This window comes from Pristimantibacillus sp. Z349TD_6 (genome assembly GCF_056173205.1).
In genome coordinates this window covers 1,615,001-1,629,496 of the sequence record NZ_CM149662.1, presented here as the reverse complement: position 1 = coordinate 1,629,496, position 14,496 = coordinate 1,615,001, and the positions used below count along the sequence as shown (strand labels likewise).

The following is a 14,496-nucleotide window of genomic DNA, read 5'->3' as shown; positions in this document are numbered from 1 at the left end:
GAATTGCATTTGTTAGCTTAATTGTAAGGAATACACAAAAAATTGCAAGCAAGAAAAACCCGCGCCTTTAGAAGGCGCGGGTTTCATTGATCGTAACAACAGGTTGTTTACTTGCTGGCTAGGAACGCATCAAATTGCTTTTGTTTCTCCGCAACCACTTTATCAACGCCTGCTTCCTTCAATTTCTTATCATATTCAGCTAACGTTTTATCGACGTCGACCGAGCCTGTTTCAAGCGCTCTTTGATATTGACGGATTACGTTTGCCAATGCTCCAACTTCCGATTTCACTGGCTCGCTGTCGAATACGAAACCAAGGCCTGGAGAAACCTTCGCATTTTGGTTGAACTCTTTAAATTTGGCCCACTTATCTGGGTCCTCTGTATTCCAAACATAGTTCAAGAACTGACTGCCGAACATCCAAGCCGAGCCTGGGTTATAGTTAGCTGTATTTCCTGTAGCTGTTATGATTTCTCCACTGCGTGTATAATGGTCGCCTTCAATACCGAAGTTAAGCAAGTTATTGATTTCCTTGTCAGTATGAAGCAAGTTAATCAGCATCATCGCACGGTCTGGATCCTTAGAAGTGGAAGAGATACCTAGCATCGAACCAGCAGTTTCAGATGTGGCGACTGTTTTTTCTGTCATCATGATTTGAGCAAGCTTCCCAGTCAGGTTAGAAGCGCTTGCAATCTCTGCGTCCTTGCCTGGTTTCATTGGCTCAATCGTAGAGAATACGTTGCCTGCCTTCCAAGCGTCTGCTGAAGCAACTTGTGTAGTCGCAGCATCTGCATTAATGTAGCCTTTCTTGAAATAGTCACGAGTCAGATTTAAATATTGCTTGTAGCGGTCAAGCTGCTCCATAGGCATCACTTTAGTATCGTCTTTATCTTTAAGAATGGCGCCAGGAATCGTTGAATCGCCCAAGAAGTCGTAATTGGCGAAGAAGTGCGAGTTGAAAGCGCCTGCCGTTGTATACAGCGGAATTAGTTCCGGCTTTTTCTCCTTAACGACGGCATATACAGCATCAAGATCTTCTGGTGTTTTCACATTGCTCATATCAATGCCAAGCTCATCGGTAACATCTTTGCGGTAGACGATTCCGCCAGCAGCTGCGAGCTCCTTGTTCGTTGGAACACCGTAGTTTTTGCCGCTAATTTTTGCCCCTTCCAGAAACGCAGGGTCTAATGAATCTTTAATGCCTTGACCGTATTTATCAATCAGGTCACCTAGATCCAGAAATGCGCCTTTGGCAACATATTTAGCATGACCATTCCACTGCGCCGTGAACACAATGTCCACTTCTTCCCTCGAAGCAACCATCAAATTGATTTTATCATCCCATGCACCCCAATCGATTGGCCTGAGATCAATCGTTGCGTTGATTTTTTCAGTAAGCAGCTTATTGAGTGCTTCTTCTACTTTTTTCTCATCTGTTTGCGGTGTACCAGGATATACGAGAGAAACTTGATATGGCTTCAAATCTGATGCTGGCGGCTCTTCATCCGTAGTGACTGGTTTATCCGTTTCGGCAGCTGGCGCTTTTGTTGGCTCTGCGTTGTTTTTCCCGTTGTTTCCTGAACATGCGGATACAATCAGTACGATGGACATCAGCATGAGAAGAAGCATCGATGTTTTTTGTTTAACTTGCTTCATAGCGGGTGGACCTCCCTCAAAAATTTGGATTATATGCTAAATCGGCTTTGCCGATTACAGCCGTATGATTGCTGACAGTCATGAGTTCAACCTTTTACAGCGCCGACAGTCAGCCCTTTTACAAAATATTTTTGAAAGAACGGGTAGGCAAAAATGATAGGACCGATTCCAACAACAACCATAGCCATACGAACTGTCTCGCTCGGAAACTTAAAGGTTCCTCCAGCCGCAATAATAGCTGCCGCCGCCGTACTGTTATTAGCTAAAAACTGAATGTTCAGCATCGTCTTATACATGAGGTATTGAACAGTTATGTTCGATTCCTTCGTTATGAACACAAGGCTGAGAAACCAATCATTCCAATACGTTAACGTCTGGAAGAGTGCTACTGTGGCAAGTACCGGAAGCGATAACGGCAAAACGATTTTGAAAAAGATCGTCAGCTCTCCCGCTCCATCAATTTTTGCAGACTCCAGTATGGCTACAGGAATGGTCGTTTGGAAAAACGTTCGAATGATTAGAACAAAAAACGCAGCAACTAAAAGCGGTACAATAAGAGCCATTATCGTATCCTTCAAATCGAGCATTTGAACATATACGAGATACCAAGGAACTAAGCCCCCTGAGAAAAGCATCGTAAAAAATACGAAGAAGGTAAAAAACTTGGCATGAGGAAAATCTGATCTGGATATTGGATAAGCGTACAGCGCCATGATCATTAAGCTAAGTGAAGTTCCAACAATCGTTACAAAGATAGAGATACCATAGGATCGAAAAATCTGGGTCGCATCTTTGAATAGGAACTGGTACGCTGCCAAATCAAATTTTGAAGGAATAAATTGATACCCTTCCCTGACAACTGTACTTTCATCGGAGATCGAAACCATAATAATTAAAATGAGCGGTACGATACAAAGCAACGAATACACTATAAAAAATATATTGATGCCTAGAGAAGCCGGAAGTGATAATTGGTTTTTAATATTAGATCCGGAAGGTATTTTCTCAATCTCAGCTGCTTCCATAGGATCACCTCCAAACAAAATTTTCGTAAATATCCTTCGATTGCACGACTCTAAAATAACGCATTATCTTTATTAATTCGGCGGACCACCCAATTCGAGAAAAATACTAATGCGAAGCCGATTACGGATTGCAGCAATCCTGCCGCTGAGGATAAGCCAATATCACCAACCGTTAGGAATGTGCGATAAACATAGGTGTCGATAACATTTGTTACCGGGAACAACACACCCGATTCTCTTGGCACTTGGAAAAACAAACCGAAATCCGCGTTAAATATTTTTCCGATTTGCAGCAGCGTCATAATCGTAATGATCGGCATGATGAGCGGGATCGTAATACTCGTCATTTGCTTCCACTTGCTTGCTCCGTCTATAGTTGCAGCTTCGTAATACTCATCATCTATGCCAATGATGGCTGCCATATAAATGACGGTAAAGTACCCCATGCTTTTCCAGGTGTTTACGATTGGCAAAATATAAGGCCATACCTCCTGCGTGAAATACCATTGAACCTGTTCAAGTCCAAGCGCCGGCAGCAGCGAAGTGTTCAAATACCCATGCTGATCGCTCAAGAAGCCATAGACCAAATAACTAATGACGACCATCGATAAAAAGTAGGGCAGGAACATAATCGTTTGATGAAGCTTTGCGAGAAAACGGCTTCTGATTTCATTAAGCATGATCGCAAAAGAGAGCGGGAATACCAAGTTCAATACGATAAAACCTGAGTTGTACAGCAGCGTATTCCTTGTAATGATCCAAGCGTCTGATGTTTTGAACAAATACTCAAAATTTCTCAACCCGCTCCAGGCGCTTCCAAATATTCCATCCGCGTAATTAATGTTTTTGAAAGCAATTATGATTCCGAACATCGGAATGTAATTGTTCAGCAGCAGCAATACGATGGCTGGCAGCATCATTAGGTAGAACATCCAATACTTGCGAAAAATACGGAGCTGAGACATTTTTTTCATTGAACTCTTCGGAATATAGGCAGCTGTTGTTATCGCTTCCGTCGTATGTTTCGCCAACGCCTTCCCCCTCCTCTTTCTAAAACTCTTGTGTTCCATCTAGGTATAATTGTATAAAAAAAAGACGCCGACATCTGTCGGCGCCGTGACCATATTAACGGTACAGTGACTTTTCAATCATACATCCTGAAAGTTTTTACGATACTCTTGCGGTGTAAGCCCCGTCGTTTTCTTAAACAGCTTAGAAAAGTGCGAGAAATTACTATATCCTACGTTTATGGCAACATCACTTATTCGGTTATTTGTTTTTTCAAGCTCGATTCTCGCCTTGGCTATACGCATTCGAACCAAATAATCCGTTAACGAGTAACCCGTTTCCCTTCGGAATAAACGAGATAAATAAGCTGGATTCAAATAAACAGACTCGGCCGCTTGCTCACGGCTGAATTCCTCTCCCATATGCTCTTCCATGTAGCGCTGAACCTTCTCCACTACTTGTGACACGTCCTTGCCGTTCTGGTTGGCATAGTCCGTAATCTGCTGGCTCAATTGCTGTGTCCATGTTCGCATGCGCGGCAATGATTTGAGAATGTTCTCGCCTACCTCCCATTCTCTATGTACAAACACGTCCGTCATTTGAACCGACTTTTTATTCAACCATTGGAACACCATATTCATATACCCATAATAAAACGATGCCATATAGGTATAATCAACTTTCAGCTCTAACATTTGGTCAAAGCATTCATCTATTCGCAAGGACAACTCCGTCTGCTTGCCGGATTCCAGCAATAGTGCCCAGTCAGCGAAGGGGGCTTGTTGAAGTGTATTCAGTCCTTGCTTCTGAGTATAATCACGCTCCATTATAATCGCACAAGTATTGCTGACGTTGCTTCTCTCTAAGGTAAGCAGCGTTTGTATTGTAATACGGAGCTGCTTCACCTCCGCTGCTTCGCTTATATAACAGGATAACGAGCAATTCAGCAGCGTTTTGCATTGATCAATAAATGTTTTGCATCTGGCATGCAGATCATTATTGCCTTGCTTGTCACCAAACGCTCCACTATAAAATATTGCATATAAAATCCCGCTGCCATCTTGCACAATATGGCCAGATTCACCTTGAAGCACGATCTCTTCAGCAGCATTCTTAATTCCGTATGTCATGATCTCCTCATCACGGGCCGACCATTCCTCCCGCCACTGCTCGATGCTAATAAGCACGACGTGAATCAAGCTGTCCGCTTCAAGCGGTAAACCATAGGTTTGCAATGAGAAATTGAGCTGTTGCGATGCCGCTGATAAACGGTAGTGAATGACATCTTGCCAGAAACGCTCAATTAATATAGGCTGCTGCTTGCTCCATTGCTCATAAAATAAGTTGTATGTCCCGCGAATTTTTGCCAGCTGCTCCAAATCACGAGCTTTTTGCAGCGCCTCATTCACACATGCTTTTAGAGCGTTATGATCGATCGGCTTGAGCAAATAATCGAAGCAGTCAAGCTGAACCGCCTGCTGCGCATATTTAAAATCCGCATGACCGGTCAAAAAGATTGTTACGCTGGAAGGGGAATGCTCATTCGCCCACTCTAGCAATTCGATACCGCTTTGATTTGGCATATCAATATCCGATATCATAATGTGAATCGTATGCGCAGTCAGCAACGCCTGGGCCTCTTCCGCATCTATAGCCGTATAAATGCTCGCAATCGGCAGCGTTGACCAGTCTATGCCATTCACGATGCCTCGAATGGCTATCTCCTCATCATCTACAACCAATAAGTTATACAACTGCTCTCACTCCCTCCGTAAGCTTAGGAAATACGATAACGACAATTGCTCCGGTACCCTCCGCTTGATTGCGGAAAGTAATTGATGTCCGCTCGCCATACAGCAGCTGTAGTCTATGAATAACATTCATGATGCCTAAGCTGCTCGATTCGCCTTCCTGCAGCGGTTCTTTGTTTTGCAGCTTCTCCAGCACCTCAGGACTAAAGCCCGTACCATTGTCGCTGATCGATAACGTAAATCCATGCTCGGAGTCCATTTCCGCACATATTTTGATTTGGAAAAGCTGCCTCCTGTTTTTGAACCCATGAATGATGGAGTTCTCTACAAAAGGCTGAATGGTTAATGCCGCAATAGGATAATGCAAAATGTCATCGATCCCCTCATAGGTACATTGCAGCTTCTCAGGGAACCTAATTTTTTGAATCGTCATATAGTTTTCGATATGCATTAGTTCTTCCTTAAGTGTGATCGTATCCCGATTGGCTTTCATAATAAAGCGGAAATAATCAGCAAGATGCAGCGACATCTTTTTCACCGACTCTGTATCGCCTAATGCTGCTAAATTATAAATAATATTTAAGCTGTTCATATAAAAATGCGGATTAATTTGCGCTTGGAGCTGCTTAAGCTCTCCTTGCTTCACGCGGAGCTGCTCCTCGTAAACATCAATTTTCAAGGTTTTAATTTGTTCAGCCATGATGTTGAAGGTGTTTCCTAGAAACTCAAATTCAAGCGATTTGTTTTTCTTCAATCTAACATCCAGCATTCCTAAAGAGATTTTCTTCATTCCTAGAATAAGCTCATGCAGCGGCTTAAACAGCATATTCCTCATAAAGAACAAATAAATAAGCAAAATAGCTAGAAACCCAATTGGAGCAAACAACGTCGCATTTCTAAAAAATAATAAATTACGCAGCAGCGTCCGCTCAGGTATAACGACTCGATAAGCGATATCCACCATTTCGCTCATTCTATTCATAACAAGATAGGTTTCGCCTGTATTTCGATCAGTCAACGATTCATACGGTTTCTTCGATATTTTATAGCTGAGTTCCAGCGGCGCTAAGTTTTCCGTCAATGACTGAACAAGTTGATCGCCAGCGCGTAAATAAATGCCGTTATGGCCTATATCACCGTCACTCCATTGAATCGATAACATTCTGTTTATATCCTGTACTTTAATGATTGCGCCGACGTATAAATCATCTGACACCTTAATGAAATTGATCAAAAAAAACTTCCCTGGCAACCGCTCATCTGCTCTGACCTCCCATAAATGTTGATCATTCATAAGCAGATTTTCTTCCTTTGTCATTGAATCCATATGCGTTTTTATTATTTTTTTTGTATCATTATATACGCTTTTTGTTCCAAAAATAATATCTTTATCGTGATATAGAAATACAGCATCAATCAGATTATAGACACCAACGTCGCGATTTAGCTTCCCATCAATTCTAATTTTCGTTAACGTATAACCGTCACTATCCATCGGAAAGGACATTAGCAAACCTACGTCGGTATCAAGCACTGACATTTTATAAAGATAATCATTAATCTGCAATAGATTTTGATCCGTTTGCCCCACGTAAATATCGAGTGTGTTTCGATAGGTCTCAGATACTTTCTCTCGAACGATCTCACGTGAGTAACTGTTGTTAATGAGCATATAAATAACTACCGGCAGCATAACTGCCATAAACCCAATAATAAGACGAGTTCTAATCGATTTACCGAACCTCACGCTCCGCTTCCCCCTAATATCGATTGAATCATAATCATATTACCATTTAAAGCGTTTTCTTGAAATCACTTAAAATCGATACGCCGACCCTTTTTTTCAAATCTATTTAAAACATAAAAAAGCGCATATAGGATTTTCACCCCACATGCGCCATCGTCATTCTTTATTAAATCTCGACTTTCTTTTTTAACAAATAAATCATTAGAAACAAGTAACCTAAAGTAAACGCTAAATCCAGTAAAAATGGTCCGAATAAAAAATCTACATTAAATGATGAACCAAAGGTAACAGATCCGCTATTCGATTGAGGTACATTGACTGAAACTATACCCATCATCCCTTCTTTTTGGTCAAATAACTGATACGTTAACCAAGAAGCAATGCTTTGTACTCCAAAGAAAAAGACAATCCCGATCCATGTAGAATGCTTCACTCGGAAGCTGCGCGCCACTGTAATGGAACATAGAATCGAGAGCATAAAGGATGTGTACATCCAAATATAGCTTATTACCATTCCGAATACAGCGCCGTTCTCTAAAGAAATATGTTCTTTGAAATATTGAATATCCATATCCGAAAATGCTATGAAGATCGCGATATGAATAGCTGCTATAATCAAAACGAGCAGCATGATGATCCAGCCTAAAAGGATAGCAGCACCTATTCCATTGATTGGGTGCAGCGGCAGTAAGCGCCGGCTATAGGATTTAATGTTTCGTTCAAACGTCCGGCAGCAATGGATGAACAACAAGATAAAGACCATTACATAGCCGAAAATACTAAACGCTGTAATAAGACCTTCATCCCAGTTGCGCGTCAATCCCGTGATACTGAACGCTGCTTCTAGTATGATAAAGATTGCAAGCGTGCTGAGGATACCATCGTTGCTTCGCTTCCAATCGTATTTCAACAGCTTAATCATTCCCCAAACACCGCCTTAAACATTTCATCAACGCTTTTACCGTGAGCCAGTCGTATATTTTCTACCTCATCCTGCAATACAATCTTACCCTCGCGTATGAAAACAACTTCATCAAAGATCCGCTCAATATCGCGTACAAGATGGGTTGAAATGATTAAGCTGCTTTCTTCGTTATAGTAGTTAACAATCGCATCCAAAATTTTCGTTCTTGCTACTGGATCTACGCCTCCGATTGGCTCATCAAGCAAATACAACCTCGCATTTCGTGATAATACGAGTGTAAGCTGAAGACGTTCATTCATCCCTTTAGATAACGCGCTTACCCGATCGCGTTTATTCAAATTCATGAAAGCAAGCATTTCATCTGCTTTCTTATGATCAAAATCGGCATAAAAATCCTTATAAAAATCAATTGCGTCCTCTACGCGCATCCAACTCTCTGTGAGCGGTTGATCTGGCATAAAAGATGTAATTGCTTTTGTCTCATTGCTTACAAGCTGCCCGTTAATCGTTACCGTACCTGAACCTGGATGAATGAGTCCTGCAGCTATTTTCATCAATGTGCTTTTGCCACTGCCATTGCTTCCTAACAGACCAACAATCTTGCCAGGCGCCAACGTGAGTGATACTTGGTCTAATGCCTTCTTGCCGGCGAATGACTTTGATACCTCAGTCAGCTTCAAAATGCTTTCCACAGTCCTATCACTCCTTTTCTTTATCTTCTTCTTTTACCGCTTGTGAAACGATCGTTATGATATCGTTATTTGCAAAGCCCAGCTCCTGCATCCCTTGAATAAAGCGACCTAGCAAATCTCCTGCCATTTCTTTTTTGATATCCATTATTTTCGACTCCTCGCTAGTGACATATCGGCCAAGCCCGCGCTTCGTTTCGACGATTTGTTCTCGCTCAAGCTCCTGAAAGGTTCGTTGTATCGTATTCGGGTTGATTTGTAGCTCTAATGCAAGTTCTCGTACCGCCGGTATTTTATCCCCAGCCTTCAACTTGCCAATGACAATTTCTTTCTTAATATAATTCATGATCTGCAAGTAGATTGGCAAATTATTATCAAATTCTATGCTCACAATATGTCCTTCTCCCTTCAACTGCCCACTTGAAAACGTTGCATGTTAGGCAATATCCCGTTTTTTAAACGTAACAAAGCTAATGACCAAAAACAAACACACATATGCTGCACACACAACACTCGGGAATAACATTCCGCCAGATGACGATTCATTACCTGTAAATAACGATAGATCTGTATTCATAAAGAGTAGATATTTGGAGAAATCGTAGCTTGATAATAACATTTTCATTAAGCCTTCCAATAAGACAGCAGTCATGCCTATTCCTATTGTCGCTCCAGATGATCTTGTTAAAATGCCGAACATAAACGTTAAAGTTACATAGATGGTTGTATAAACCGTTTGAAATAACATTGATTTCGCAACATCCAACCAGGAAACTTCCCCAGTCGCTTCAAATCCAAATGCGATTCCTCCTGCTGCAAGAGCAGCAGCTATTGTGAAAATGATGAGCGAACAAACAAACAATATAACGGCTGTATATTTTGATGCTAAAATTTTACTTCTACCATGAGCTCGTATGAGCAAAAACTTAACAGTTCCTAATTGATGTTCCTTTGCAACGATACCAGCTGTGAAAATAATGGCTACAATCGTTACGATCTGTCCGACTCCATTTGCCATGATCGATCCTGCAAATTCTAGCATAGTTGGATATTGATCGCCAGACATTTTCCAAATTAAATAAGTGAAACCTACAATCGTAAGGAGCATTACTGCGTATGCAATGAAGAAGCTGCGTTTCTTTGACATTTTCAACCATTCGTTTAATACTAGTCCGTTAAAATTAAGCAATGCGACTACCTCCAGTCCATTTTAAAAACTCGTCTTCCAGTGATATCTTCGTTTCAGTGATTCGATAAATTTTAATATTGTCTTCCCCTAGCTTGCTTACAACCTGAGGAATAAGTTCATTCTGAAGAGCTAATACAAGCTCGCTGTTATCTTTTAAAAGTTGAATAACCTCAACACCATCTATACTTGTAGCAACCCGGCTTGCTCGCTCAATATCATCTACACGAACAACAACGGATAGTTGCTTGGATTGCTCTTCCTTATCGCTTAGTGAACGATGAGTCACATATTTGCCTTCCTGAATAACAACGACTCTGCTGCACATGAGCTCCATTTCTGAGAGTAGATGACTCGATACAAGAATCGAAATTCCTTCTTGAACAGCTATTCTTTGCAAATATTGTCTCATTTCACGAATCCCTGCTGGATCTAACCCATTAGTTGGCTCATCCAGTATTAACAATGATGGATTGTCTAACAGTGCTTGTGCAATGCCTAGCCGTTGCCTCATTCCAAGAGAGTATGCTTTTACTTTCTTGTTCATTGCTGCCTCTAAACCTACCAGCTCCGTAACTGCTTTTATCCGTTCTTCCGTAATGCCTGATGACATTCTCTGATATTGCTTTAGATTATCATACCCAGTCATATATGGATAAAACTCGGGATTTTCTATAATAGCTCCGATATGCCTTATGGCACCTGTAAAATCATTACGTATGCTTTTTCCTTGAATAAGCACGTCACCCTCGGACATTTGAATCAAACCCACAATCATTCGAATTGTCGTCGTTTTACCTGCACCATTTGGCCCAAGCAACCCTACGATTTCTCCCTTGTGAATATCAAATGACATTCGATCTACAATTGCCTTGCCTCCAATACGTTTGGTTACATTTTTTAAAGAAAGTACGGGGATTGTTCCCTTTATTTCAGAAGATGATTTCATCATTTCCTTACCTCCATCGTCTTAGTGTTCTAGTTAAATAGTACACTAGGTCTAAACAAATGTAAAGGGCAATTTTCAGGTCGATTTTACCTATTATGAAACTAAAACACAAAAAAACTCTTAAGATCATTATGATCTTAAGAGTTTGTGTTAGAAAAGTTGGTGCCGATGAGAGGACTCGAACCTCCACGGTTTCCCTCACGATTTTGAGTCGCGCGCGTCTGCCATTCCGCCACATCGGCATTTCAGTAAAGATGGCGTGCCCTAAGAGATTCGAACTCCTGGCCTTTTGATTCGTAGTCAAACGCTCTATCCAGCTGAGCTAAGGGCACATATTTGTTGCAAAGAGAAATCTGTGGAGGCGCCACCCAGACTCGAACTGGGGGTAGAGCTTTTGCAGAGCTCTGCCTTACCACTTGGCTATGGCGCCAAATAAATGGAGCGGAAGACGGGAATCGAACCCGCGACCCTCGCCTTGGCAAGGCGATGCTCTACCGCTGAGCCACTTCCGCATATAAATGGCTGGGGATTCAGGGATCGAACCTGAGAATGACGGAGTCAAAGTCCGTTGCCTTACCGCTTGGCTAATCCCCAACAAAATACGTGATGCTAATTTTTGAATTAATGGGGCGATCGAGGGGAATTGAACCCCCGAGTGTCGGATCCACAAACCGATGCGTTAACCACTTCGCCACGACCGCCATATTCAAATGTTTTATTGGCAGGGGCAGCAGGAATTGAACCCACACCAAAGGTTTTGGAGACCTTTGTTCTACCTTTAAACTATGCCCCTAAGGTAAAAAAATGGTGGAGGATGATGGATTCGAACCACCGAACTCAGAGAGAGCAGATTTACAGTCTGCCGTGTTTAGCCACTTCACTAATCCTCCATGTGGTGCCGTCGAGAGGACTTGAACCCCCAACCTACTGATTACAAGTCAGTTGCTCTACCAGTTGAGCTACAACGGCATATTCACTTGTGTTGCTTGTACTGCATCAATGGTGGCTCGGGACGGAATCGAACCGCCGACACGAGGATTTTCAGTCCTCTGCTCTACCGACTGAGCTACCGAGCCTGATGTTGTTTTTAAGTGGCGGAGCTGACGGGATTCGAACCCGCGGTCTCCTGCGTGACAGGCAGGCATGTTGGGCCACTACACCACAGCTCCACATCATGTTCTCGGAAAGTTCCGAAAGGTAAAGAATTTGGTTGCGGGGGCAGGATTTGAACCTGCGGCCTTCGGGTTATGAGCCCGACGAGCTACCGGGCTGCTCCACCCCGCGTCGTTATTATTTAATGAATGGTGGAGGATGACGGGATCGAACCGCCGACCCTCTGCTTGTAAGGCAGATGCTCTCCCAGCTGAGCTAATCCTCCATGTTGAGCGACCTTTATATCATATCATAGGTCATTCTTTTTTGTCAATCTTTTTTATAGAAAAGTTGGTGACCCGTAGGGGACTCGAACCCCTGTTACCTCCGTGAAAGGGAGGTGTCTTAACCACTTGACCAACGGGCCTTGCTGGCAGAGAGGAAGGGATTCGAACCCTCGAGACCCGGTTAGAGCCTACACGATTTCCAATCGTGCTCCTTCGACCACTCGGACACCTCTCTACAATGGCTCCCCGAACAGGACTCGAACCTGTGACAACTCGATTAACAGTCGAGTGCTCTACCAACTGAGCTATCAGGGAATATTAAGCATTCAAAGCAAATTGCGCCCTGAAAACTGGATACGAAAGGTAGGCTTGCTGAAGCCTTTTTAGCTGCTGTCTACTGGATGTATGGGTCACAGTAAACGTGTTTAGGATAAGCCCTCGACCGATTAGTATTCGTCAGCTACACACATTGCTGTGCTTCCACCCCGAACCTATCAACCTCGTCGTCTTCAAGGGGTCTTACATACTGGGAAATCTCATCTTGAGGGGGGCTTCACGCTTAGATGCTTTCAGCGCTTATCCCGTCCGTACTTGGCTACCCAGCGGTGCTCCTGGCGGAACAACTGGTACACCAGCGGTACGTCCATCCCGGTCCTCTCGTACTAAGGACAGCTCCTCTCAAATTTCCTGCGCCCGCGACAGATAGGGACCGAACTGTCTCACGACGTTCTGAACCCAGCTCGCGTACCGCTTTAATGGGCGAACAGCCCAACCCTTGGGACCTACTTCAGCCCCAGGATGCGATGAGCCGACATCGAGGTGCCAAACCTCCCCGTCGATGTGGACTCTTGGGGGAGATAAGCCTGTTATCCCCAGGGTAGCTTTTATCCGTTGAGCGATGGCCCTTCCATTCGGTACCACCGGATCACTAAGCCCTACTTTCGTACCTGCTCGACTTGTAGGTCTCGCAGTCAAGCTCCCTTATGCCTTTGCACTCTTCGAATGATTTCCAACCATTCTGAGGGAACCTTTGGGCGCCTCCGTTACATTTTAGGAGGCGACCGCCCCAGTCAAACTGTCCACCTGACACGGTCCCCGAACCGGTTTCACGGTTCTAGGTTAGAACTCCGATACGATCAGGGTGGTATCCCAACGTTGCCTCCACACAAGCTGGCGCTCATGCTTCTAAGGCTCCCACCTATCCTGTACAGATCGTACCAAAGTTCAATATCAAGTTACAGTAAAGCTCCATGGGGTCTTTCCGTCTTGTCGCGGGTAACCTGCATCTTCACAGGTATTAAAATTTCACCGGATCTCTCGTTGAGACAGCGCCCAAGTCGTTACGCCATTCGTGCGGGTCAGAATTTACCTGACAAGGAATTTCGCTACCTTAGGACCGTTATAGTTACGGCCGCCGTTTACTGGGGCTTCGGTTCACAGCTTCGGGTTACCCCTAACCGCTCCCCTTAACCTTCCAGCACCGGGCAGGCGTCAGCCCGTATACTTCGCCTTACGGCTTCGCACAGACCTGTGTTTTTGCTAAACAGTCGCTTGGGCCTTTTCACTGCGGCCCCCTCGGGCTATTCACCCTACCGAGGCACCCCTTCTCCCGAAGTTACGGGGTCATTTTGCCGAGTTCCTTAACGAGAGTTCTTCCGCGCGCCTTAGCATGCTCTGCTCGCCTACCTGTGTCGGTTTGCGGTACGGGCACCTAGATCTCACTAGAGGCTTTTCTTGACAGCCGGAGTACATGACCTTCGCTACTGCAATTTTCGCTCCCCATCACAGCCCAGCCTTATGATCGACGGATTTGCCTATCGATCAGCCTCACTGCTTGGACGGACTATTCCATCAGTCCGCGTCACTGCCCTTCTGTGTCACCCCATTGCTCAAACGATCTTCGGTGGTACAGGAATTTCAACCTGTTGTCCATCCACTACGCCTTTCGGCCTCGCGTTAGGTCCCGACTTACCCTGAGAGGACGAGCCTTCCTCAGGAACCCTTAGGCTTTCGGCGGACAAGATTCTCACTTGTCTTTTCGTTACTCATACCGGCATTCTCACTTGAATACAGTCCACCAGTCCTCACGGTCCAACTTCAATCCGTATTCAACGCTCCCCTACCCAAGTACCATACGGTACATGTCATAGCTTCGGTGGTGTGTTTAGCCCCGTTACATTTT

Annotated in this window: 10 protein-coding genes, 16 tRNA genes and 1 rRNA gene (1 of these 27 running past the window's edge); all 27 read right to left on the bottom strand. The window is 43.8% G+C overall.

The features are described from left to right. Positions 1–107 precede the first annotated feature (107 nt). Entirely contained in the window at positions 108–1,655 is a 1,548-nt protein-coding gene (locus AC0VYE_RS06965; RefSeq protein ID WP_076270980.1) for an ABC transporter substrate-binding protein, read from the bottom strand. 86 nt (positions 1,656–1,741) lie between these two features. Continuing rightward, positions 1,742–2,680 (bottom strand): carbohydrate ABC transporter permease, encoded by a 939-nt coding sequence (locus tag AC0VYE_RS06960; RefSeq protein ID WP_076270979.1) that lies wholly within the window; start codon positions 2,678–2,680, stop codon positions 1,742–1,744. Positions 2,681–2,730: 50 nt separating this feature from the next. Then, on the bottom strand, positions 2,731–3,654 hold the full coding sequence (locus tag AC0VYE_RS06955) for an ABC transporter permease (protein WP_076271054.1): 924 nt from the start codon (positions 3,652–3,654) through the stop codon (positions 2,731–2,733). 174 nt (positions 3,655–3,828) lie between these two features. Further along, positions 3,829–5,442 (bottom strand): helix-turn-helix domain-containing protein, encoded by a 1,614-nt coding sequence (locus AC0VYE_RS06950; RefSeq protein ID WP_475446919.1) that lies wholly within the window; start codon positions 5,440–5,442, stop codon positions 3,829–3,831. Continuing rightward, positions 5,435–7,186 (bottom strand): sensor histidine kinase, encoded by a 1,752-nt coding sequence (locus tag AC0VYE_RS06945; RefSeq protein WP_475446917.1) that lies wholly within the window; start codon positions 7,184–7,186, stop codon positions 5,435–5,437. The genes AC0VYE_RS06950 and AC0VYE_RS06945 overlap by 8 nt, the downstream gene beginning before the upstream one ends. Before the next feature lie 166 nt (positions 7,187–7,352). Further along, positions 7,353–8,108, bottom strand: a complete 756-nt coding sequence (locus AC0VYE_RS06940; protein WP_475446915.1) for a hypothetical protein — start codon at positions 8,106–8,108, stop codon at positions 7,353–7,355. Beyond that, complete coding sequence (locus AC0VYE_RS06935; protein WP_076270975.1) at positions 8,105–8,803, bottom strand: ABC transporter ATP-binding protein; 699 nt, start codon at positions 8,801–8,803, stop codon at positions 8,105–8,107. The genes AC0VYE_RS06940 and AC0VYE_RS06935 overlap by 4 nt, the downstream gene beginning before the upstream one ends. Before the next feature lie 7 nt (positions 8,804–8,810). Next, entirely contained in the window at positions 8,811–9,191 is a 381-nt protein-coding gene (locus AC0VYE_RS06930) for a GntR family transcriptional regulator (protein WP_076270974.1), read from the bottom strand. Positions 9,192–9,236: 45 nt separating this feature from the next. Then, complete coding sequence (locus tag AC0VYE_RS06925) at positions 9,237–9,989, bottom strand: ABC transporter permease (RefSeq protein ID WP_475446912.1); 753 nt, start codon at positions 9,987–9,989, stop codon at positions 9,237–9,239. Further along, positions 9,982–10,938, bottom strand: a complete 957-nt coding sequence (locus AC0VYE_RS06920) for an ABC transporter ATP-binding protein (protein WP_475446910.1) — start codon at positions 10,936–10,938, stop codon at positions 9,982–9,984. Before AC0VYE_RS06920 ends, AC0VYE_RS06925 begins: the two co-directional genes overlap by 8 nt. 157 nt (positions 10,939–11,095) lie before the next feature. Further along, positions 11,096–11,177: transfer RNA gene (locus AC0VYE_RS06915), tRNA-Leu, on the bottom strand. Between the two features lie 13 nt (positions 11,178–11,190). Next, positions 11,191–11,267 (bottom strand) — tRNA-Arg (locus AC0VYE_RS06910). Positions 11,268–11,291: 24 nt separating this feature from the next. After that, a tRNA-Cys gene (locus AC0VYE_RS06905) sits at positions 11,292–11,365 on the bottom strand. A 7-nt stretch (positions 11,366–11,372) separates the two neighbouring features. Next, positions 11,373–11,447 (bottom strand) — tRNA-Gly (locus AC0VYE_RS06900). A 7-nt stretch (positions 11,448–11,454) separates the two neighbouring features. Further along, positions 11,455–11,529, bottom strand: a tRNA-Gln gene (locus tag AC0VYE_RS06895). A gap of 31 nt (positions 11,530–11,560) precedes the next feature. After that, positions 11,561–11,636 (bottom strand) — tRNA-His (locus AC0VYE_RS06890). Between the two features lie 18 nt (positions 11,637–11,654). After that, positions 11,655–11,728 (bottom strand) — tRNA-Trp (locus tag AC0VYE_RS06885). Between the two features lie 12 nt (positions 11,729–11,740). Further along, a tRNA-Tyr gene (locus AC0VYE_RS06880) sits at positions 11,741–11,825 on the bottom strand. 3 nt (positions 11,826–11,828) lie between these two features. Beyond that, positions 11,829–11,904, bottom strand: a tRNA-Thr gene (locus AC0VYE_RS06875). Between the two features lie 31 nt (positions 11,905–11,935). After that, positions 11,936–12,011, bottom strand: a tRNA-Phe gene (locus AC0VYE_RS06870). A gap of 16 nt (positions 12,012–12,027) precedes the next feature. Next, a tRNA-Asp gene (locus AC0VYE_RS06865) sits at positions 12,028–12,104 on the bottom strand. A 38-nt stretch (positions 12,105–12,142) separates the two neighbouring features. After that, a tRNA-Met gene (locus tag AC0VYE_RS06860) sits at positions 12,143–12,219 on the bottom strand. A gap of 18 nt (positions 12,220–12,237) precedes the next feature. After that, positions 12,238–12,313: transfer RNA gene (locus AC0VYE_RS06855), tRNA-Val, on the bottom strand. A gap of 66 nt (positions 12,314–12,379) precedes the next feature. Beyond that, positions 12,380–12,454, bottom strand: a tRNA-Glu gene (locus AC0VYE_RS06850). Positions 12,455–12,458: 4 nt separating this feature from the next. Then, positions 12,459–12,549, bottom strand: a tRNA-Ser gene (locus AC0VYE_RS06845). Between the two features lie 4 nt (positions 12,550–12,553). Then, positions 12,554–12,629 (bottom strand) — tRNA-Asn (locus tag AC0VYE_RS06840). A 111-nt stretch (positions 12,630–12,740) separates the two neighbouring features. After that, positions 12,741–14,496, bottom strand: a 23S ribosomal RNA gene (locus tag AC0VYE_RS06835); it runs 1,176 nt beyond the window's last position.